Source organism: Gordonia caeni (assembly GCF_039537105.1).
Taxonomy (GTDB): Bacteria; Actinomycetota; Actinomycetes; order Mycobacteriales; family Mycobacteriaceae; genus Gordonia; species Gordonia caeni.
This window is the reverse complement of sequence record NZ_BAAAZW010000007.1, coordinates 238465-258367: the sequence shown is the minus strand read 5'-3', so window position 1 is coordinate 258367 and position 19903 is coordinate 238465. Positions and strand designations below refer to the sequence as shown.

15 protein-coding genes are annotated in these 19903 nt (G+C 70.7%); 1 reads left to right on the top strand and 14 read right to left on the bottom strand.

The window, feature by feature from the left end:
• Nucleotides 1-309: 309 nt before the first annotated feature.
• The 14 genes from tyrS to ABD732_RS13470 all read right to left on the bottom strand — a co-directional run bounded on the left by tyrS (nucleotide 310) and on the right by ABD732_RS13470 (nucleotide 18248).
• Nucleotides 310-1593, bottom strand: coding sequence for a tyrosine--tRNA ligase (gene tyrS / locus ABD732_RS13535; protein ID WP_344784547.1), 1284 nt, complete (start codon nucleotides 1591-1593; stop codon nucleotides 310-312).
• Nucleotides 1590-1814, bottom strand: a complete 225-nt coding sequence (locus ABD732_RS13530) for a Trm112 family protein (RefSeq protein ID WP_344784545.1) — start codon at nucleotides 1812-1814, stop codon at nucleotides 1590-1592. The genes tyrS and ABD732_RS13530 overlap by 4 nt, the downstream gene beginning before the upstream one ends.
• A 27-nt stretch (nucleotides 1815-1841) precedes the next feature.
• Nucleotides 1842-4904 (bottom strand): AMP-binding protein, encoded by a 3063-nt coding sequence (locus tag ABD732_RS13525; RefSeq protein ID WP_344784543.1) that lies wholly within the window; start codon nucleotides 4902-4904, stop codon nucleotides 1842-1844.
• Between the two features lie 44 nt (nucleotides 4905-4948).
• Nucleotides 4949-6400, bottom strand: a complete 1452-nt coding sequence (argH, locus tag ABD732_RS13520) for an argininosuccinate lyase (protein WP_344784541.1) — start codon at nucleotides 6398-6400, stop codon at nucleotides 4949-4951.
• 96 nt (nucleotides 6401-6496) lie between these two features.
• Nucleotides 6497-7036 (bottom strand): arginine repressor, encoded by a 540-nt coding sequence (locus tag ABD732_RS13515; protein WP_344784539.1) that lies wholly within the window; start codon nucleotides 7034-7036, stop codon nucleotides 6497-6499.
• On the bottom strand, nucleotides 7033-7956 hold the full coding sequence (gene argF / locus ABD732_RS13510; protein ID WP_344784537.1) for an ornithine carbamoyltransferase: 924 nt from the start codon (nucleotides 7954-7956) through the stop codon (nucleotides 7033-7035). Before argF ends, ABD732_RS13515 begins: the two co-directional genes overlap by 4 nt.
• Nucleotides 7953-9155, bottom strand: coding sequence for an acetylornithine transaminase (locus tag ABD732_RS13505; RefSeq protein ID WP_344784534.1), 1203 nt, complete (start codon nucleotides 9153-9155; stop codon nucleotides 7953-7955). The genes argF and ABD732_RS13505 overlap by 4 nt, the downstream gene beginning before the upstream one ends.
• Nucleotides 9152-10072 carry an acetylglutamate kinase gene (gene argB, locus ABD732_RS13500; protein ID WP_344784532.1) on the bottom strand — a complete coding sequence of 307 codons (921 nt, stop codon included), beginning with the start codon at nucleotides 10070-10072 and terminating at the stop codon, nucleotides 9152-9154. Before argB ends, ABD732_RS13505 begins: the two co-directional genes overlap by 4 nt.
• The gene (gene argJ, locus ABD732_RS13495) at nucleotides 10069-11316 is read right to left on the bottom strand and encodes a bifunctional glutamate N-acetyltransferase/amino-acid acetyltransferase ArgJ (RefSeq protein WP_425553049.1); all 1248 of its coding nucleotides are present in this window, start codon (nucleotides 11314-11316) and stop codon (nucleotides 10069-10071) included. Before argJ ends, argB begins: the two co-directional genes overlap by 4 nt.
• Entirely contained in the window at nucleotides 11271-12308 is a 1038-nt protein-coding gene (gene argC / locus ABD732_RS13490) for an N-acetyl-gamma-glutamyl-phosphate reductase (protein ID WP_344784530.1), read from the bottom strand. The genes argJ and argC overlap by 46 nt, the downstream gene beginning before the upstream one ends.
• 59 nt (nucleotides 12309-12367) lie before the next feature.
• Nucleotides 12368-13525 (bottom strand): metallophosphoesterase, encoded by a 1158-nt coding sequence (locus ABD732_RS13485; RefSeq protein ID WP_344784528.1) that lies wholly within the window; start codon nucleotides 13523-13525, stop codon nucleotides 12368-12370.
• A gap of 12 nt (nucleotides 13526-13537) precedes the next feature.
• Nucleotides 13538-16012, bottom strand: a complete 2475-nt coding sequence (gene pheT, locus ABD732_RS13480) for a phenylalanine--tRNA ligase subunit beta (RefSeq protein WP_344784526.1) — start codon at nucleotides 16010-16012, stop codon at nucleotides 13538-13540.
• A 66-nt stretch (nucleotides 16013-16078) separates the two neighbouring features.
• Entirely contained in the window at nucleotides 16079-17146 is a 1068-nt protein-coding gene (gene pheS / locus ABD732_RS13475) for a phenylalanine--tRNA ligase subunit alpha (RefSeq protein ID WP_344784524.1), read from the bottom strand.
• A gap of 112 nt (nucleotides 17147-17258) precedes the next feature.
• Nucleotides 17259-18248, bottom strand: coding sequence for a LuxR C-terminal-related transcriptional regulator (locus tag ABD732_RS13470; protein WP_344784589.1), 990 nt, complete (start codon nucleotides 18246-18248; stop codon nucleotides 17259-17261).
• 173 nt (nucleotides 18249-18421) lie between these two features.
• Here ABD732_RS13470 and ABD732_RS13465 point away from each other — a divergent pair, with 173 nt between their 5' ends.
• A complete protein-coding gene (locus ABD732_RS13465; protein ID WP_344784522.1) occupies nucleotides 18422-19855 on the top strand; it encodes an amidase in 1434 nt (477 codons plus the stop codon).
• Nucleotides 19856-19903: the final 48 nt, after the last annotated feature.

Sequence of the window (19903 nt, the reverse complement as noted above, 5' to 3'; positions counted from 1 at the left end):
TCGCCGTGCGAACTTCAATGAGCTACAGGTTCCGCCACCCGCATAACGGGCAACTACTCCAGGTTATGTCGTGAAGTCACCGACCGTCAAATCGCTCTGACGGTTGGATGGCCCTCCCCCGAGGGGGAGGAACACTCGGCCGGCAGTCCCGTCGAATCCGTTGGACTCGACTCTCTGCGACCGGACTTCCTACTGTAACCAAGTAGTGGAGCCGTGTCAAGCCTACTTTGTGGATTTCTATCGAAATCTTTGTGTTCGGCTGACTTGGATAAGACTACACAGAGCCCCCAGGGGATACAACTCGCCTGGTCAGGCCCCGATCTTGGCGCCGGCGAAGGTCTTCTTCCCGCGGCGGAGCACCAGCCAGCGGCCGTGCAGCAGATCAGCCTCCCCCGGTGTCCACGCGGAATCGGTCACCTTGACGTTGTTGACGTAGGCACCGCCCTCATCGACGGCGCGGCGGGCGGCCTTGTTGCCGGCTGCCAGCCCCGAGTCCACCAGGAGGTCGACGATGGTCGGTTTCGCCCCGGCCGGGTACTCGGCGACGCCCGTCTCCCCCAGTGCCGCGGTCAGCGTGGCCTCGTCGAGTCCGTCGAGTTCGGCGCGTCCGAACAACGCCTGACTGGCGAGTTCGGCCGCGGCCGTGTGCTCGGGACCGTGGATGAGCGTCGTCATCTCGGCGGCGAGCCTCTTCTGCGCTTCGCGTAGGAAGGGCTTCTCGGCGACGGAGGTCTCCAGCTCGGCGATCTCGTCGCGGCTCAAGAACGTGAACCACTTGAGGTACTTGACGACGTCGGCGTCGGCGGTGTTCACGAAGTACTGGTACCAGGCGTACGGCGAGGTGAGCTCCGGATCGAGCCACAGGCTGCCGCCGCCGGTGGACTTGCCGAACTTCTTGCCGTCGGCCGAGGTGACCAGCGGAACGGTCAGCGCGTGCGCGGCGGCCCCGTCGACCTTGCGGATCAGGTCGACGCCGCCGACGATGTTGCCCCACTGATCGGAGCCGCCGATCTGCAGCACGCACCCGTACCGCCGGTACAGCTGCAGGTAGTCGTTGGACTGCAGGAGCAGGTAGCTGAACTCCGTGTAGCTGATGCCATCGGACTCGAGGCGCCGTTTGACGGTGTCTCGTGCCAGCATGACGTTCACCGAGAAGTGCTTACCCACCTCCCGCAGGAAGTCGATCGCCGACAGCTCACCGGTCCAGTCGAGGTTGTTCACCAGGACCGCACCGGTGGGTGACGAGTCCATGTCGACGAAGCGCTCCAGCTGGTCGACGATCCTCGAGGCCCAGCCGGCGACCGTGTCCGCGGAGTTCATGGTGCGTTCACCGACGTCCCGGGGGTCGCCGATCAGACCGGTGGCTCCGCCGGAGAGCACCACCGGCCGATGCCCGGCGAGCTGGAACCGTCGCAGCGTGAGCAGCGGCACCAGGTGTCCGGCGTGCAGACTCGAGGCCGTCGGATCGAAACCCGCATACAACGAGACGGGCTGCTCGAGCGCCGCGCGCAGTGCGGTCTCGTCGGTGGTCTGTCCGATCAGCCCGCGCCACGACAGTTCGTCGAGGATGTCACTGCCCACGAGGCCGCTCACTGCTCCTTCGCTTCGCCGGCCAACAGCTGATGCTCGTCGTCGCCGACCTTGCGGGCGTCGGCGATCAGCATGTTCGGTATCCCGAGCTCGTCGATCGCATAGGCCACCCGCAGCCGCGGGTTGTACAGTTCGTCGCCGGCATCGATCAGTTCGCCGAGGTCCTGCGGACAGACCAGGCGCGCACGCACCACCGGATCCAGTTGCTCTGCACGTGAAGTCATGTGTGCTCCTTTTCGCCGGACCTCAGGCTACTCGGCGACCGCGTCCACCACCGTCACGGGCTGCTTGCTCCCGGACCGGCCGGTCGCGTTGTGCGACGCCGCGGGTGCCGGGCGCACGGCCACCGGCTCCGGCGTCGGGCGGGACCAGTCGATCGACTCCGCGGCGGACTTGGTGTATCGGCGGTACCGGCCTTCGGAATCGCGATACCAGGTACGCGGACCGGGCCTCGGCACACCGCGCCGCACCAGCTCCGAACCCAGCGGCCGGTACGACTCACTCACCGGAATGGAACCGACCACCGTGATGAGATGGGGCCGCTGGATCGCCGCGAGCTCACCGAGGGCGATGCGCAGCTGAGTCGGCGTCGTCGAGGTGGCGCCCTCGCGCAGCGTGATCGCCGCCACCGCCACCTGTGCGCCGTGCTCTCCGACGCCGAAGACGATGACCTGATCGACCGACGGCACCCGCGAGAGCGCCTGCCGGATCGGCTCGGGATAGACGACGCCGTCGGACGTCTCGATGACGGCGGCCTCCGAACCCATGAACCACAGGTCCCCCTCGTGGTCCCGGCGGAACAACAGCCCAGACACCTCCCAACGGTCACGCGGGCGGAAGACGTCGCGCAAGACACGACCACCGGCCTCGTACCGCTGGCCTGCATGCGCCATCAACATGCCGACCTCGTTGATCTCGGCGCGGCGGACGAACCCGGAGTCGGCGTCCACTTCGAGCTGCCGCACGTCCGGGCGGTACGCGGCCAGATCCACCGCGTTGGTCTCCGGCAGCGGGCGGCCCATCGCGCCGATCTTGCTGCCGTCGATGTTCGAGAGGATCGCCGAGCCGTCGGCGGTGGCGAAGAACTCGAGTACCTTCGCGTTCGGCAGCTCACGATCGATCTCGGCCCACAACCCGGTCGGCAGTCCCGAGCCCATGAACAGCCGCACCGACGACAGTTGCGCCGGATCGAATCCGGGCGCATGCAGCACGTCGCTGAGCATCGACCAGGTGTAGGACACCACGGTGACGCCGTAGCGCCGCACCTCGGTCTGGAAGCGTTCGGGGTCCACCCCGCGCGACAGCGCGATGCGCGACCGGCCCGCGACGGTGGCGCCCAGCGTGGTGAGCAGTCCCGAGGCGTGATGCAGGGGCGGCAGGCAGTAGACGGTGTCGTGGGTGGACAGGCCCGCGGCCGCGGCCGCACCGAAGGCCGACATGGCGAACCGGTGGTTGGTGACCGACCAGCGGGTGAGGCGGCCCTGCACCCGGGTGAACAGGATGAAGGCCAGATCGCCGGCCAGCCCGGGATCGGGGCGGTACCAGGCCGGCAGCCGGACCTGGGCTGGATCGATCTGCTCCATGTCGACCACGTGGATGCCGTCGGCGCGATCGATCACGCGCTGTTCGCCGCCGCCGAGGACCAGGACGCGGTCACTCACCGCCGCCGCGATCTCCAGGTGATCGGGGTCGGCCACCACCACCCGCGTCTCCGACTCGGTCATCATCTCGTCGAGGTCGTCGGCGGTCGACAGCAGCACGGCGACCGCCCCGAGCCGCGACAGAGCGGCGATGACGACCAGCGCACTCGGACGCGGATCCATCATCACGCCGAGGTGCTCGCCGGGCCGGATGCCGCATTCGATCAGGCCCGCCACAACGTTGTCGATGCGGGTGTTCACCTGTTCGTGGGTCAATACGCGGTTCTCGAACAGGAAGAGCTCGGCGTCGCCGCTGCGACGGTTGTTCTCGCTCATCAGCTTGCCGAGCGAGATCCGGGTGGACGGCTGGATCTGTCCCAGCCGGAACAGCCGCGGAACGGTCCGGACCGATTCGCTGGCCACTGCGCGTGTAGTGCGCTGCAGGGTGTCCACCGCCCCGACGATCTCCTTGGTGATCACCGTGCCGGCTCCGGCCACCTGTCCGACGCCGTAGGTGAGGCGATCGGACCAGCTGATTCCCGAGCCGCGCCCCTCGCGGTCGGGGCTCATCGGCGCAACCGTGTCCGGCTGGTCGCCTTCGCCGTCGCGCCAGCGGATCCACTCGGCCGTGGTCGGCCACGACAGGCGTCCCGCCGTGGATCCGACCACCAGGCCGAAATGCCCGGCGGGGACCACGGTCTCGAAGACGTCGGCGTCCGGCGCCGCGGAGGCGATGCCGCGCACCGCGAGCGGCTGCCCGATGTCGTCGGTCTCGCCGACGAAGGCCAGGACCGGGCTGGTGATCTCCGTCATCGAGACGATGTCCCCGTCGATCACGAATCCGCCGGAGACCATCCGGTTGTGGACGACGAACTGCTTGAGCAGCTCGGCCACGGCCGGGCCCGACCATGCCACCCAGCCCTCCTGTTCGATGAACCGGCGCTGATCCTCACGCGGCAGCAGTGCATCGCGGTCGTGCAGCTTGCGCAGGAAGTCCACGCGGCTGCGCGCGGTCTTGACCGGATCGGCCAGCTGGAATCCGGTGCGGGCCAGCCAGCTGGGGATCCAGAGGTGGGTGAAGACCTTGTCGGCCAGCAGTTCGGCCCCGGGGACCGCCAGACTCGCCGGGACGCCGAGCGGCAGCGCCGCCAGGACGTCCACCGGGCTTCCGTAGGTCACGACGCTGGCGATGCCCTCGGACCGCCGGTACGCCGCCGTCTGGTAGGCGAACATGCCGCCCTGGGAGTAGCCGCCCAGGTGCACGTCCCGGCCGACCACCCGGTGCACCAGATCCACCACGCGGCTGATCGCGAGCACGTGATCGGTGAGGGTGCGTTCCATGCCGCCCTCTTCGTGATCGGGCGAGCCGAAATCGATGACCCACGGGATGATCCCGTGGCGGTGCAGGATCGACACCGCACCGTTGTCGGCGGTGACGTCATAGACGTTGGCCGAGACCATCATCGGCGGGATCAGGATCACGTGCGAGTAGCCGTCGCCGGGGTCGTCCGGGAAGTAGCGGCGCAGACGGTACATCTTCTCCGTCTCCACCACGCGATACGGAGCAGGCTCGGTACCGGTGTCGAATCCGCCGAGGCGGATCACTTCCAGACCGTTCTGAGCGGTCGCGACGATCCTGCCGACCGCACCCCCGACATTCGGCAGTCCTACCACTGAGGCACCTCTCTCACGACTCCACGTGTGCGATGCGGATCACTCTACCGATGCCGCAAACTCGAGCTCAGCGCCCCCCGCAACCGGGAGATCGTCGCCTCGGCGACCTCGATCTGGCGCTGGACCTGGCCCGAAGCGGTGCCACCGAGTGCGTTGCGGGACTCGATCGAACCGGAGACGGTGAGCACCTCGCGCACCTGAGGGGTCAGCGCCGGATGGATCGCGGTGAACTCCTCGTCGGACAGCTCGGCCAGACCGGTGCCGCGCTCCTCGGCGGCACGGACGCAGGCGCCGGCCACCTCGTGCGCGATACGGAACGGGATTCCCTGCCGCACAAGCCATTCGGCGATGTCGGTGGCGAGGGTGAAGCCCGCCGGGGCCAGTTCCGCCATCCGTTCGGGATGAAACTCCAGGGTGGCGACCAGTCCGGTCATCGCCGGGAGCAGCAGTTCCAGCTGGGCCACCGAGTCGAAGACCGGCTCCTTGTCCTCCTGCAGGTCCCGGTTGTAGGCGAGCGGCTGCGCTTTGAGGGTGGCCATCAGGCCCGACAGGTTGCCGATCAGCCGGCCGGCCTTGCCGCGCGCCAGCTCCGCCACGTCAGGATTCTTCTTCTGCGGCATGATCGAACTGCCGGTGGACCAGGCGTCGGCGAGCGTCACGTACCCGAATTCCGGCGTGCTCCACAAGATCACGTCCTCGCCGAGCCGCGACAGGTCGACGCCGATCATCGCCAGGACGAACGCCCCCTCGGCGGCGAAATCGCGCGAACTGGTGGCGTCGATCGAGTTGTCGGCGGCGCTGTCGAAGCCCAGATCGGCGGCGATCGCCGCCGGATCCAGTCCCAGCGACGAACCCGCCAGGGCGCCGGAGCCGTACGGCGACACCGCCAGTCGCCGGTCGGCGTCGACGATCCGCGCGACGTCACGCAGCAGCGGCTGCGCGTGCGCGAGCAGCGTGTGCCCCAGCAGAACCGGCTGCGCGGCCTGCAGGTGCGTCTTGCCGGGCATCACCACGCCCGGATTGCCGGCGGCCTGGCCGACCAGGGCCTGAGCCAGGTCGAGCACCTCCGAGCCCACCCGGCGCAGACCGTCGCGCAGCCACATCCGGAACAGCGTCGCCACCTGGTCGTTGCGGGAGCGGCCCGCGCGCAGCCGACCCCCCACCTCGGGACCGACCCGGTCGATCAGGCCGCGCTCGAGGGCCCCGTGCACGTCCTCGTCGGTTTCGGCCGCCACGAAGGCGCCCGAGGCGACGTCGGCGGCCAGCCGGTCCAGGCCCTCGTGCATGGTGGCGAGGTCGTCGTCGGTCAGCAGGCCTGCGCCGTTGAGCACTCGCGCGTGTGCCTTCGAGGCAGCGATGTCGTACGGGGCCAGCACCCAGTCGAAGTGGGTGGACTTGCTGAGGGCGGCCATCGCCGCGGCGGGCCCGTCGGCGAAACGTCCGCCCCACAGAGCTCCGGTGTTGGTGGTCTCGGTCCGCTCGGCGTCGTCGGCCATGGCGTGATCACTCCTGTCAGGGTGGTTCGGGTCTGGCGTGGTTCGGGTCTGGCGTGGTTCGGGACTGGCGTGGTTCGGGTCTGGGGGTGGTTCGGGTCAGACGAGGCGTTCGATCAGCTCGGCGAGCGCAGCCCCGGTCATCGGGTCGCGGGCCAGCACGAAGACGGTGTCGTCACCGGCGATGGTGCCGACCACGTCGGGCAGGCTCGCCCGGTCCAGTGCGCTGGCCAGGTACTGGGCGGCCCCCGGCGGTGTCCGCAGCACCGCGGTGTTTCCGGAGGCATCGGTGGAGACCAGCAGATCGCTGAGCAGTCGGGCGAGGCGATCGGTGCCGCCGGCGATGCCCCGGACCGGGCTGCCGTCCTCGGGCACCACGTAGACGCCGGCCCCGCCGTCGGCGGCCCGCAGTTTCACCGCCCCGAGCTCATCGAGATCGCGGGACAGGGTGGCCTGGGTCGCCTCGATGCCCTCGAGGGCCAGCAACTGACGCAACTCGAGCTGGCTGCGGACCTGCTGCTGCGTGAGGATCTCGATGATGCGCGCCAGGCGTCCGGCACGGGTCGCCGCGAGCCGGACGTGGTCGGGCTCCCCCTCACCGGGGCCGGGGCGATCCGCGGGGCTCCCGGCGCCGGTCACTGCCGCTCCAGCAGCCAGGTCAGCAGGGCCTTCTGGGCGTGCAGGCGGTTCTCCGCCTCGTCGAAGACGACGCTGGCCGGGCCGTCGATCACCTCGTCGGTGATCTCCTCTCCCCGGTGCGCGGGCAGGCAGTGCAGCACGATGGCCCCCTCGGCCGCCCGGGCCAGCAGTGCGCCGTTGATCTGATAGGGACGGAACGGACCGACCCGATCGAGGCCGTCGCCCTCCTGCCCCATCGACACCCAGGTGTCGGTCACCAGAACGTCCGCGCCGGTCGCGGCTTCCACCGGATCGTCGATCACCTGGACACTGCCGCCGGTCTGCTCGGCCCGGGCCTCCGCGGCGGCCAGGATCTGCGGATCGGGGTCGAAGCCCTCGGGTCCGGACAGGCGCACATGCATGCCGGCGGTGACCCCGCCCAGCGCCAGCGAGTGCGCCATGTTGTTCGCGGTATCGCCCAGATAGGTCATCGTCAGCCCCGCCGGGCTGCCCTTGTGCTCGGTGACGGTGAGCAGATCGGCGAGCACCTGGCACGGGTGGAAGCTGTCGGACAGGGCGTTGACCACCGGGACGCTCGCGTACTCGGCGACCGCCTCGAGGCGATCCTGCCCGAAGGTCCGCCAGACGATCGCGTCGACGAACCGGGACAGCACGCGGCCGGTGTCGGCGAAGGACTCGTCCCGGCCCATCTGGGTGTTGGCACCGTCGACCACCACCGCGTGCCCGCCGAGCTGGGCGATGCCCACCTCGAAGGAGAAGCGGGTGCGGGTGGAGTTCTTGTCGAAGATGACGCCGACGGCGCGCGGCCCGGCGAGCGGCTTCACGCCGACCGGGTCCTTCTTCAGTTCGGCGGCCAGCGCCAGCACCTCCGCCTGTTCGGCGGGGGTCAGGTCGTCGTCGCGCAGGAAATGCCGGGTCATGAGTCGCCCTTCTCGGCCGCTGCGGCGGCCTCTGCCGCCGCATCCAGGATCTGTGGCAGCGCGGCGACGAAGCCGGCGGCCTGTTCTTCGCTGAGGATCAGCGGGGGCGCCAGCCGGAGCACGCCCGGTGCCGGCGCATTGATCAGGAAACCGCGCTCGCGGGCGGCGGCCTCGGCGGCCGCCGCGACCGGTGCGTTCAGCACCACGCCGAGCAGCAGCCCCTGCCCGCGCACCCCGGCGACCAGCGGGTGGTCCAGGTCGCCGATACCGGTGGCCAGTGTCTTGCCCACCGAGTCGACGTGATCGAGCAGCGCGTGGTCGTCGATGTACGCCAGCACCGCCAGCGCGGCCGCCGCGGCGGCCGGGTTGCCGCCGAACGTGGTGCCGTGCTGCCCGGGACCGAACAGGTCCGCGGCCGGGCCGGTGGCGATCACGGCACCGATCGGCAGACCCCCGCCGAGTCCCTTGGCCAGGGTGATCACATCGGGGATGATCCCGGCGCGCTGGTGAGCGAACATCACTCCGGTGCGGCCGATCCCGGTCTGCACCTCGTCCAGGATCAGCAGGGCACCGTGCTCCCGCGTGATCCGGCGCGCGGCGGCCAGGTAGTCCGGTCCCGGGACCACCACCCCGTTCTCGCCCTGGATCGGCTCCAGGATCACCGCGGCGGTCTGCTCGGAGACGGCGGCCGCCAGGGCGTCGACGTCGCCGTACGGCACGAAATCGACCCCCGCGGGCATGGGTTCGAAGGGCCCGCGTTTGGCCGGCTGCCCGGTCATCGCCAGCGCCCCCATGGTGCGGCCGTGGAAGCCGCCGTCGGCGGCGACGATCTGCGGTCGCCCGGTCAGGCGCGCCAGTTTGAAGGCGGCCTCGTTCGCCTCGGTCCCCGAATTGCAGAGGAACACGCGGCCGGGCCGGCCGAAGGCGTCGAGCAGCCGCTCGGCCAGCTCCACCACCACCGGGGAGATGTACAGGTTGGAGACGTGTCCCAGGGTGCTCAGCTGCTCGGTCACCGCGCGCACCAGATCGGCATTGGCGTGTCCGAGAGCGTTGACCGCGATGCCGCCGAGCAGGTCCAGGTACTCCTTGCCGTCGGCGTCGTAGACCACCGCGCCCTCGCCGCGCACCAGCGCGACGGGCGGGGTGCCGTAGTTGTTCATCAGCGCCGTGTTCCAGCGCTCCTGCAGTGGGGCGGTCATGCCTGTCCCTTCCCCGAGTCGCCGGCGATGACGGTGGTGCCGGCCGTGGACTCGGTGAGCAGTGCGGCCAGCACGGCGTGCGGCTCGCGTCCGTCGATCACGTGTGCGGCGCGCACGCCGCCCTCGACGGCCCGCAGACAGGCCTCCATCTTCGGGATCATCCCGGCGTCGAGCCGCGGGAGCAGCTCGGCCACCCCGTCGGCGTCGATCTCCGAGACCAGCGACCCCCGATCCGGCCAGTCGGTGTACAGGCCCTCCACGTCGGTGAGCATCACCAGGTGTTCGGCCCCCAGGGCCGCGGCGACCGCTCCGGCGGCGGTGTCGGCGTTGATGTTGTGCACCACCCCGTCCACGTCGGGCGCGATGGTGGAGATCACCGGGATGCGGCCGGCGCCGATCAGGTCGTCGACCGCGGAGGTGTTCACCGCGGCGATGTCGCCGACCAGACCGATGTCGACGGGCTCGCCGTCGACCACGGCGGTGCGGCGGGTGGCGGTCAGCAGTTTGGCGTCCTCACCGGTCAGGCCCACCGCGTACGGACCGAAAGCGTTGATGAGCCCGACCAGTTCCCGGCCGACCTGGCCGAACAGCACCATCCGGGCCACGTCCATCACCTCGGGGGTGGTGACGCGGAACCCGCCGCGGAACTCCCCGTCCAGCCCCAGCCGCTTCAGCATCGCCGAGATCTGCGGGCCGCCGCCGTGCACGACGACCGGATGGATGCCGCAGGCGCGCAGCAGCACCATGTCGGCGGCGAAGGCCCGCTTGAGCTGGTCGTCGACCATGGCGTTGCCGCCGTACTTCACCACCACGCGGCGCCCGTGCAGAGCTGCCAGCGAGGGCAGCGATTCGGCGAGGACGGCGGCCTTCTGCAAGGGGGTGACCGTGACGGCCGGAGGGTTCGGGTCGGTGCTCATGTGGTGTAGGCCGAGTTCTCTTCGACGTAGGCGTGGGACAGGTCGGTGGTGCGGATGGTGGCCTGGGCCTCACCGAGACCCAGGTCGGCGACGACGTCGATGCGGTCTCCGCTCAGGTCCACCTCGCGGGCGCCGGGGACGCCGGTGCCGTCGCGGCAGACCGCGGAGCCGTTGAACGACACCGTGATCGAGTCGGGGTCGATCGTCACCGGCGAGATGCCGATGGCGGCGAGCACCCGCCCCCAGTTGGGGTCGGAGCCGAACAAGGCGGTCTTCACCAGGGAGTCGCGGGCCACTGTGCGGGCGACGGCGAGCGCGTCGTCCTCGGTGCGCGCGCCCCGGACGGTGACGGTGCAGATCTTGGTGACGCCCTCGGCGTCGGCCTGCAGCTGGGCGGCGAGATCGTCGCACACGGCCAGGACGGCGGCGTCGAGCTCTTCCTGGCTCACCTCGATCTGGCTGGCCCCCGACGACAGCAGCAGCACGGTGTCGTTGGTGGACGTCGAACCGTCGACGTCGAGCCGGTCGAAGGTCAGTGCGGTGGCGCGCCGCAGCGCCAGGTCGAGCATCTCCGGGCTCGCCTTGGCGTCGGTGGTCAGCACCACGAGCATCGTCGCCAGCGAGGGCGCCATCATGCCGGCGCCCTTGGCCATGCCGCCGACGTTCCAGCCGCCCGGATGGTGCAGGGCCACCTGCTTGGGGACCGTGTCGGTGGTCATGATGGCCCAGGCCGCGTCGGTGCCGCCCTCCAGGCCGCCGCCCATCTCGTGGACGATCTCGGTGACCCCGGCCAGGAGCTTGTCCATCGGCAGCCGCTCGCCGATGATGCCGGTGGAGCAGACGGCCACCTCGATGGCGCCGGTGGGCGTGCCCCAGTTCGACAGTGTTTCGGCAACGGTCTCGGCGGTGGCGTGGGTGTCCTGGAAACCGCCGGGGCCGGTGCACGCGTTGGCGCCGCCCGAGTTGAGGATCACGGCGCGGACCCGCCGGCTCTTGATGATCTCCTCGGTCCACAGGACCGGGGCGGCCTTGACCTGGTTGCGGGTGAAGACGGCGGCGGCACCCAGGTCGGGCCCCTCGTTGAAGACCAGCGCCAGGTCGGGCTTGCCCGACTCCTTGAGGCCGGCGGTGAGGCCCGCCGCGCGGAATCCGAGCGGGGCCGTGACGCCCTGGCGCCGCATCAGCCGTTCGTGCGCGCTCACGGAGCCAGTCCCACGGTGGTCAGTCCTTCGGTCTCGCCCCAGTCCAGCGCCAGGTTCATCGATTGCACGGCGGCACCGCCGGTGCCCTTGGTCAGATTGTCCACGGCGCCGACCGCGACCAGCATGCCCGCCCGCTCGTCGACGGCCAGGCCGACCTGGATGGCGTTGCTGCCCACCACTGAGCCGGTCTCGGGGAACTCGCCGTCGGGCAGCAGGTGCAGGAAGGGCTCGTCGGCGTAGGCGGACAGGTAGGCCTCACGGATCTCGTCGATCGAGGCCGTGGTCCGCGCCGTGCAGGTGGCCAGGATGCCCCGGGCCATCGGCACCAGGACCGGGGTGAACGAGACGTCCACCGGCTGACCGGCGACCACCGACAGCGCCTGAATGATCTCCGGGGTGTGCCGATGCACGCCACCGACGCCGTAGGCCCGGGCCGAGCCGATCACCTCCGAGGCCAGCAGCCCCACCTTCGGTGCGCGCCCGGCGCCCGACGCTCCCGACAGCGCCACCACCTGCACTTGCGGCTCCACCAGGCCGGCGGCCAGCGCCGGCGCGATGCTGAGGATGGAGACCGTCGGATAGCAGCCGGGGACCGCGATCCGGTTCGCGCCGGCCAGTTCGGTCCGGTTGTCGAGCAGTTCCGGCATGCCGTACGGCCAGGAGCCGGCATGGTCGCCCCCGTAGTAGCGGGTCCACTCGGCGTCGTCGCGCAGCCGGAAGTCGGCGCCGCAGTCGATGATCAGGGTGGTCGGCGGGAGGGCGTTGGCGATCACCGCGGACTGGCCGTGCGGCAGTCCGAGGAATACGACGTCGTGCCCGGCCAGCACGTCCGGGGTGGTCTCCTCCAGCACCCGATCGGCCAGCGGAAGGAGGTTCCGGTGGTGCTCGCCCAGCCGTGTGCCGGCGTTGCCGCCCGCCGTGAGCGCGCCGATCTCGAGTTCGCCGGTCGCCAGGCGCGGATGACCGCAGAGAAGCCGAAGGATCTCGCCTCCCGCATAGCCACTGGCACCTGCCACCGCAATCCGTACTGTCATGCGAACATTATGCACGACACTGCAACTTAATTCATCACCGGGGTCGGTGCGTCTCGCGCCTAGGGCTGGAGGGTGAGCAGTGCGATCTGCGGCGGTGCACCGACCCGGACGGGCGGCCCCCAAGATCCGGCACCGCGGGAGACGAAGACCTCCACGTCGCCGACCTGACCGAATCCTGTCACGACCGGCTGCTGCAGGCCCACCGCGTAGCCGAACGGCCACAATTGCCCGCCGTGCGTGTGCCCGGACACCTGCAGGTCCACCCCTTGCCCCTGAACCTCCTCGGCCTGCTTCGGCTGGTGGGCGGCGTAGAGCAGGACGCGGTCGCGATCGCGTCCGTCGAGCGCTTTCCCCGGGTCCGGACGGTAGGGCTCCGGCGCGGTCGCGTCGTAGACGCCCGCGAGATCGATCACCGCCCCGTCCCGGTGGAGCTCGACGCGTTCGTTGCGCAGCGGCCGGACCCCCAGGGTGGACCAGAAGTCGAGCCAGGACCCGCCGTCGTCGGCGATGTACTCGTGATTGCCGCTGACCCCGAAGACCCCCAGCGGGGCGCGCAGGTCGCGCAGCGGTTCCAGGTCACCACCGACCTGTGCGACGGTGCCGTCGGCCAGGTCCCCGCCGAGGATCACCACGTCCGGGTGCTCCGCATTCACCAGGTCGACCACCCGCTGCGTGTACCCGGCGCCGCGGGCCGGCCCGACGTGCAGATCCGTGACGACGGCGATCCGCAGGCCGGCGAACTGCGCGGGCAGGCGGGGTACGGTCACCGTGTCCTGCGTGACCTGCGGCCGGTTCGCCTCGAACACGCCGTAGCCGACGATCACCGGTGCGGCGATCACCAGGACCGCGGTAGCGATCTGCAACCAGCGCTGCGGGCGCACCGGCGGCGCAGTGCCCCGGCGCGCCGACCGCAGGCGGCCCACCGCCCGCTGGATCAGCGAGATGATCCCGATCAGCGTGACCCCGAGGATCAGATAGAACAGCACCGCCCACCAGGTGTAGCCGATCCAGCCGAGGGGCCGTGCCCACGCCGGGTCGAGCACTCCCGCGCCGACGAGGAAGGCGCTCACGCCCGCGAGCGAACCGGCCACCAGGATCGTGTTCGCCGCCACGGACCATCCGCCGCGCAGGCCGGTGGCGACCACCAGCCGACGATGCAGCCAGTAGGTGATCGCCGCCACGATCAGGACGGCGACGACGGCGATGATCCAGTACATGGCGGTCCTCGGTCAGCGCAGACGCGCGCCGACCGCCTCCCCCGCGTGCTCGACGGCCGCGAGCTTGGCTGCGCTCCCCTCGTCCTCGGTGAGCGTGCGGTCCGGTGCGCGGAAGGTGAGGGCGAAGGTGAGCGACTTGTTGCCCTCCCCCACCTGCTCACCGGTGAAGACGTCGAACAACGAGATCGCCTCCAGCAGTTCGCCGGCTCCGGCGGCGAGGGCGTCCTGCACCTGCTGGGCCGGGACGTCCTCGGCGACCACGACGTTCACGTCCTGCAGGACCGCCGGGAACGGCGACACCTGCGGCGAGGGCAACACGGTCCGCAGCGGCAGGCCGTCCAGGTCCAGTTCCAGCGCGCACAGCCGCGGCGGCAGGCCGGCCCGCTCGAGGACGGCCGGGTGCAGTTCGCCGGCGTAACCGACCGGGTGACCGTCCACCTCGAGACGCGCGCAGCGTCCGGGATGCCAGGGCAGGTGCCGGTCGGCGACCAGGGTGATCTCCACCCCGGCGGCGGCCGCGATGGTGCGCGCGGCCTCGAAGGCGTCGTAGGCGTCAGCCGCCCGGCCCGGCCCCCACGGTCCGGCAGGCTCACGCAGGCCGGTCAACACCGCGCCGACGTGCACCGGCTGCGCCGGCAGCGAGGCATCCAGTGCCGTCTGCTCCTCGGGGGTCGGGCGCCGGGTGACGTCCAGGGCGCTCACCGCCGGACCCCGGCTCCCGCCGAGCACCACCTGCCCGATCGCGTACAGCGCCAGGTCGCGGTTTCCGCGGGACAGGTTGCGCGCCGCCATCTCCAGCAGCCCCGGCAGCAGCGTGGTGTTGAGTTCGGGCCGTTCGGACTCCAGTGGATTGAGCACCCGGACGGTGTCGCGCCGCGGATCGTCGGCGTCCAGACCCCAGACGTCGAAGACGCCGGCCGGCATGAACGGATAAGGCAGCACCTCGACGAAGCCGTCGGTGGCCAGCGCGGTGCCCACCGCGCGGCGCCGGCGCTGGCGGGGGGTGAGACCGGTGCCGCCGGGAGCACTCGGCAGCACGGCGGGAATGTCCTCCAGACCTTCCAGCCGCAGCACCTCCTCCACCAGATCGGCGGGCTGCTTCAGGTCGGGCCGCCACGACGGCGGGGTGACGGTCAGGATCGCCTCCCCGTCCACCGTGCAGCCGACCTCGCGCAGGCGCGCGGCCGTGGTGCCCTCCGGATAGGCGACGCCCGCGGTCCGGTCGGGCAGATCGGCGTCGATGACGATCGCGGCGATCGGGGCGCGCTCGGCGCGGGCGTCCGACAGCGCCCCGGTGATCCGGCCACCGGCGACCTCGGTGATCAGCCGGGCGGCGCGATCGGAGGCCACCGCGGTGATCTCCGGATCCACCAGCCGCTCGAAGCGTTTGGCGGCCTCGGAGCTGAGCTTGTGGCGCTTGCCGGTCCGGAAGACGCGCACCTGGTCGAAGTTCGCCGACTCCAGCAGCACCCGGGTGGTGTCCGCGCCCACCTCGGTGGCCGCGCCGCCCATCACACCGGCCAGGGCGATCGGCCCGGAGTCGTCGGCGATCACCACGTCCTCGGGATCGAGCGTGCGGACCACACCGTCGAGCGTTTCGAGGGTCTCCCCCGGCCGCGCGGCCCGGACCACGACGGTGCCGGTCACCTTGTCCGCATCGAAGGCGTGCAGGGGCTGGCCCAGTTCGATCATCACGTAGTTGGTCACGTCCACCACGGCCGAGATCGGGCGGATGCCGGCCACCATGAGGCGCTTGGCCATCCACCACGGGGACACCGCGGCCGCGTCCACCCCGTCGATGACGCGGGCGGTGTACCGGGCGGCGCCGCCGTCGTCGTCGAGCCGGACCGGCCACGGCTCGCCGGGCTGACCGGCGAGGGGTTCGCCCGGCAGTCCCGGATCCACGTAGTCGAGGCCGAAGGCACCGGCCAGCTCGCGGCCGAGGCCGCGCATGGAGAAGGCGTAACCGCGGTCGGGGGTCACGTTGACGTCGACGGCGACGTCGCGCAGCCGCAGCACCTCGACCGCGTCCTCGCCCGGCTCGGCGGTTCCCGGCGCCAGGACCAGGATCCCGGAGTGGTCGGTGCCGATGCCCAGCTCGGAGACCGAGCAGATCATGCCGTCGGACACCTTGCCGTAGGTCTTACGCGCGGCGATCTCGAAACCGCCGGGCAGCACACAGCCGGGCAGCGCTGCGACGATCAGGTCGCCGACCGCGAAGTTCCGGGCGCCGCACACGATCTCCTGCGACTGCTCCCCGCCGACGTCGACGAGGCAGAACCGGATCGGCTTCTTGAACTCGGTGAGCTCCTCGATCTCGGCGACCCGGCCCACCACCAGCGGCCCGGTGATCTCCGGGAAGGGCTCGACGTCCTCGATCTCGAAGCCGACGCGGACGAAGCCGGCGTCGATGTCGGCGGTCGATGCCGACCAGCCGGGGGCACCGGCCTGCAGTGCTTCGGTCAGCCAGGACTGGGAGAGGCGCACGGGGAACTTCTTTCGCGTCGGTGCGGGTACAGGGTGGTCGGAGTGGGTTGCGCGGGCCCGGGGGGCCTACAGCGCCGCGCCGAACGGCAGGGTGAAGCGGACGTCGCCCTCCACCATGTCGCGCATGTCGGGCAGGTCGTTGCGGAACTGGAGGGTGCGCTCCAGGCCCATGCCGAAGGCGAATCCGCTGTACACCTCGGGATCGATACCGTTGGCGCGCAGCACATTCGGGTTGACCATCCCGCAGCCGCCCCATTCCACCCAGCCGGCGCCGCCCTTCTTGGCCGGGAACCACACGTCCACCTCGGCCGAGGGCTCGGTGAACGGGAAGTAGCTGGCCCGCATGCGGGTGGTGGTGTCCGGCCCGAACAGTGCCTTCGCGAAGGTCTCCAGGGTGCCGCGCAGATTGGCCAGGGTCAGCCCCTCGTCCACCGCCAGCCCCTCGATCTGGTGGAAGACCGGGGTGTGGGTGGCGTCGAGTTCGTCGGTCCGGAAGGTGCGGCCCGGGCAGGCCACATAGATCGGCAACTCGCGGTCGAGCATGGACCGCACCTGCACGGGCGAGGTGTGCGTGCGCAGCACCAGCCGGGAGGCCTCGTCGCCCTCGCCGTCGCCGGCGATGTAGAAGGTGTCCTGCATCGACCGGGCCGGATGATCGGGAAGGAAGTTGAGCGCATCGAAATTGTGGTGCTCGGTCTCCACCTCCGGGCCTTCGGCGATCTCCCAGCCCATCGCGACGAAGACGTCGGCCACCTGATCGGCGATCACGGTGATCGGATGGCGGGCGCCGGCCCGCCGCCGCGCCGCCGGCAGCGTCACGTCGAGCGTCTCGGCGACCAGCACGGCCGCGTCGCGCTCGGCGGTGAGGACGGCGGTGCGCTCGTCGAGGGCCGCAGCGACCCGTCCACGCACCTCGTTGACCAGCTTCCCGGCCGCCGACCGCTCCTGTTTCGGCAGCGATCCCAGGGCTCGGCGGGCCAGGGCGACCGGGGAGCGATCACCGGTGTGCGCGACCTTGGCCGCCGCGAGGGCCTCCAGGTCCGTGGCCGCGGCGAAATCCGCGGCCGCCGCGGTCACCGCGGCGTCGAGTTCCTCCGCGGAGAGAAACCGTTCTCCTTGTGGGTCTGCTGACACCGGTCCGGCGCTCCTCATCGTTGCCTTCTAATGCCGTCCCAGATTAGTCGACCAGCCCATCGACCAGCACATCGCCCGCCTCGCGGCGGTTCCGGAGGCTACCGCGGGGAGATCAGCACGGTGCACACGCCGGCGAGCCCGAACGCCTGGCCGCGGCGAGCGCGATGAGACTGTCGAGATCACGCTCGCACGCCGACCGAGTCAGCGCGGTCCTGTTCGCCGTCCCGGTCTTGGCGAGTGCCGACTCGATGTGCGTGCGCACCGTTCGCACCGTCACTCTCAGGGCGGCCGCGATCTGCTCGTTCGACCAGCCCCGCGATACCAGACCGACCACGTCCAACTCCCGCGGCGTCAAGTCGTCCGGAACCGGGGTCCGCGACATCCGGAGGGTGACCCCGCCGCGCCCGGGTATCGCGAGCAGTCGCCACCACTGACCGTTCCGATCCCGGGTGCGCAACCCGACCGGGATCCCCGTCCCGGCGAGACCCGCGAACCGCACGCAGTCGACATGATCGAGAGGCGCGTCAGCCAGGTGGCCCAGGCGAACCTCGACGTGGTCGCCCGACACTCGCAGAACGAGCCCGGCCGGCGGCGCCGCAGGCACACCCGCCGGGTCGACCAGCCTGCCCAGCTCCGGGGCCAGCATCGTCAGTGCCACGCACGCCCCCTCGTCGAGCGGCAGCGCGTGCGTCGAACTCATCGCCAGGAACGCCGGCCGAGACTCCCCGGGACGGACCGGCCCCAGCGGCAGCGTCACTCCTTCCCGAAAGCCCTGCGGACCGAGCGCATCGCGGTAAGTGGAGGTCTGCCGGATATCGAACGGAAGGTCCACGAATCGCTGCGCCACACCCCTCTCCAGGGCGATGCGGTGGCCGGGACAGCGCGCGGCATACGTCGTCGAGATGTAGTGCGCGACCGTGTCCGGGTAGTCCATGTTGACGACGACGGGTTGCCCTGCGGCTCCGCCGCGGGCCTGCGCACCGAACAGTGCCGCGCAGTCGAAGCCGAGACCGTCACGTGCCATCTGGACGGCGTCGGTGATCGGCGCGTCTCCGCGACCGGCGGTTCTCACCGATTCGGCGAACCTGGTCCACCACGCCATGTCCACGTCGTGCCACCTCTCTACCGGTGGCGAGTCTACTGACCGCGCGAGAGGCCCGATCGCGGATTCGGAACGTCTCGGCCGTTCGGCCGATGTGTCACAGAGCACAACGCCGCACGATCAGTGACGTGCCGGACACCGTGTCCGGGCACCACGAACACAGGAGGACCTCGATGAAACCCGAAGAATACGCTGCGCTCGACGCCACCGGCCTCGCCGAAGTGCTGGCCGCCGGCGAGATCAGCGCCGAGGAAGTCGCCGAACTCGCGATCGACGCCGTCACCGCGGTGAACGGCGAGCTCAACGCGGTGGCCGCCGGTCCCTTCGAGCGGCCCCTCGGGCACTCGCCGGGCGGACGGTTCGCCGGCGTGCCGTTCGTGTTCAAAGATCTCGTCTGCCACGCAGCGGGCGTACCCACCAAGATGGGGACGCGCATGCTCGGCGAGGGCATCCGGCCACCCGCCGACACTCACTTGATGGAGCGGTTCCGGGAGGCGGGGCTCGCGACCGTCGCGGTGTCGACGACACCCGAGTTCGGGTTCAACGCCAACACCGAGGCCCTCGCGTACGGATCCACCCGGAACCCGTGGAACATCGAGCACAGCGCCGGCGGTTCCAGCGGCGGTTCCGGCGCGCTGGTCGCCGCCGGCGCGGTACCGGTCGCGCACGCCAACGATGGAGGCGGTTCGATCCGGATCCCAGCGGCCTACAACGGTCTGGTCGGTCTCAAACCGAGCCGTGGGCGGGTTCCGCTCGGCCCCGACCTCGGCGATGCGCTCAGCGGATTCGCCATCGAGTTCGCGGTGACCCGTTCGGTGCGCGATGCGGCCGCCCTGCTCGACGACGTGGCGGGCCCGTTCCCCGGTGACCGGTTCATCATCGCGCCGCCCGCGCGGCCGTGGGCGCAGGAGGCGGGTGCCGACCCGGGCCGACTGCGCATCGCCGTGCACACCGAGTCGTGGGCCGGGACCTTCGTCGACCCCGAGGTCGCCGCGGCCGCCGAGGCGACGGCTGCGGTCCTGGAGTCCGCCGGCCACCAGGTGGAACATGCGACCCCGGTCTTCGATTGGGACGAGTTCATGCACGCGAACGTGGTGATCTGGTCGGCCTTCCTGGCCGAGTCGGTCGCCGGAGTCGAAGCCATGACCGGGCTGCACGCCGGTCCGGACAACCTCGAGACCACCAGCTGGGCGTGCGTGCAGTACGGCCGCCGGGTGACCGCGGTGGAACTGGGCGCAGCCAATGCCGTGGTCAATACGGTCTCCAGGGAAGTCGGGCGGTTCTTCACCGAGTACGACGTCCTGTTGACACCGACCACCAATACACCGGCACCGAAGCTGGGCCATCTCGATGCGAACGCCGATCTGGATGCCGCAGGCTGGACGCGCCGGATCTTCGAGACTTGTTCGTTCACACCGCTGCTGAACGCCACCGGAACACCCGGTATCAGCCTACCGGTGGCCATGTCGGATACCGGCCTGCCGATCGGCGTTCAACTGGCCGGCCCGATGTGCGCCGAGGGCCTGTTGCTCCGGGTGGCCGCGCAGCTCGAGACCGCGCTGCCCTGGGCGGATCGCCAGCCCGCTATCCATGTGACCAGCGTCTGACGGTTCGAACCCGACCGTCGCCGGACTCCGGCCCCGCGAGCAGGTGAT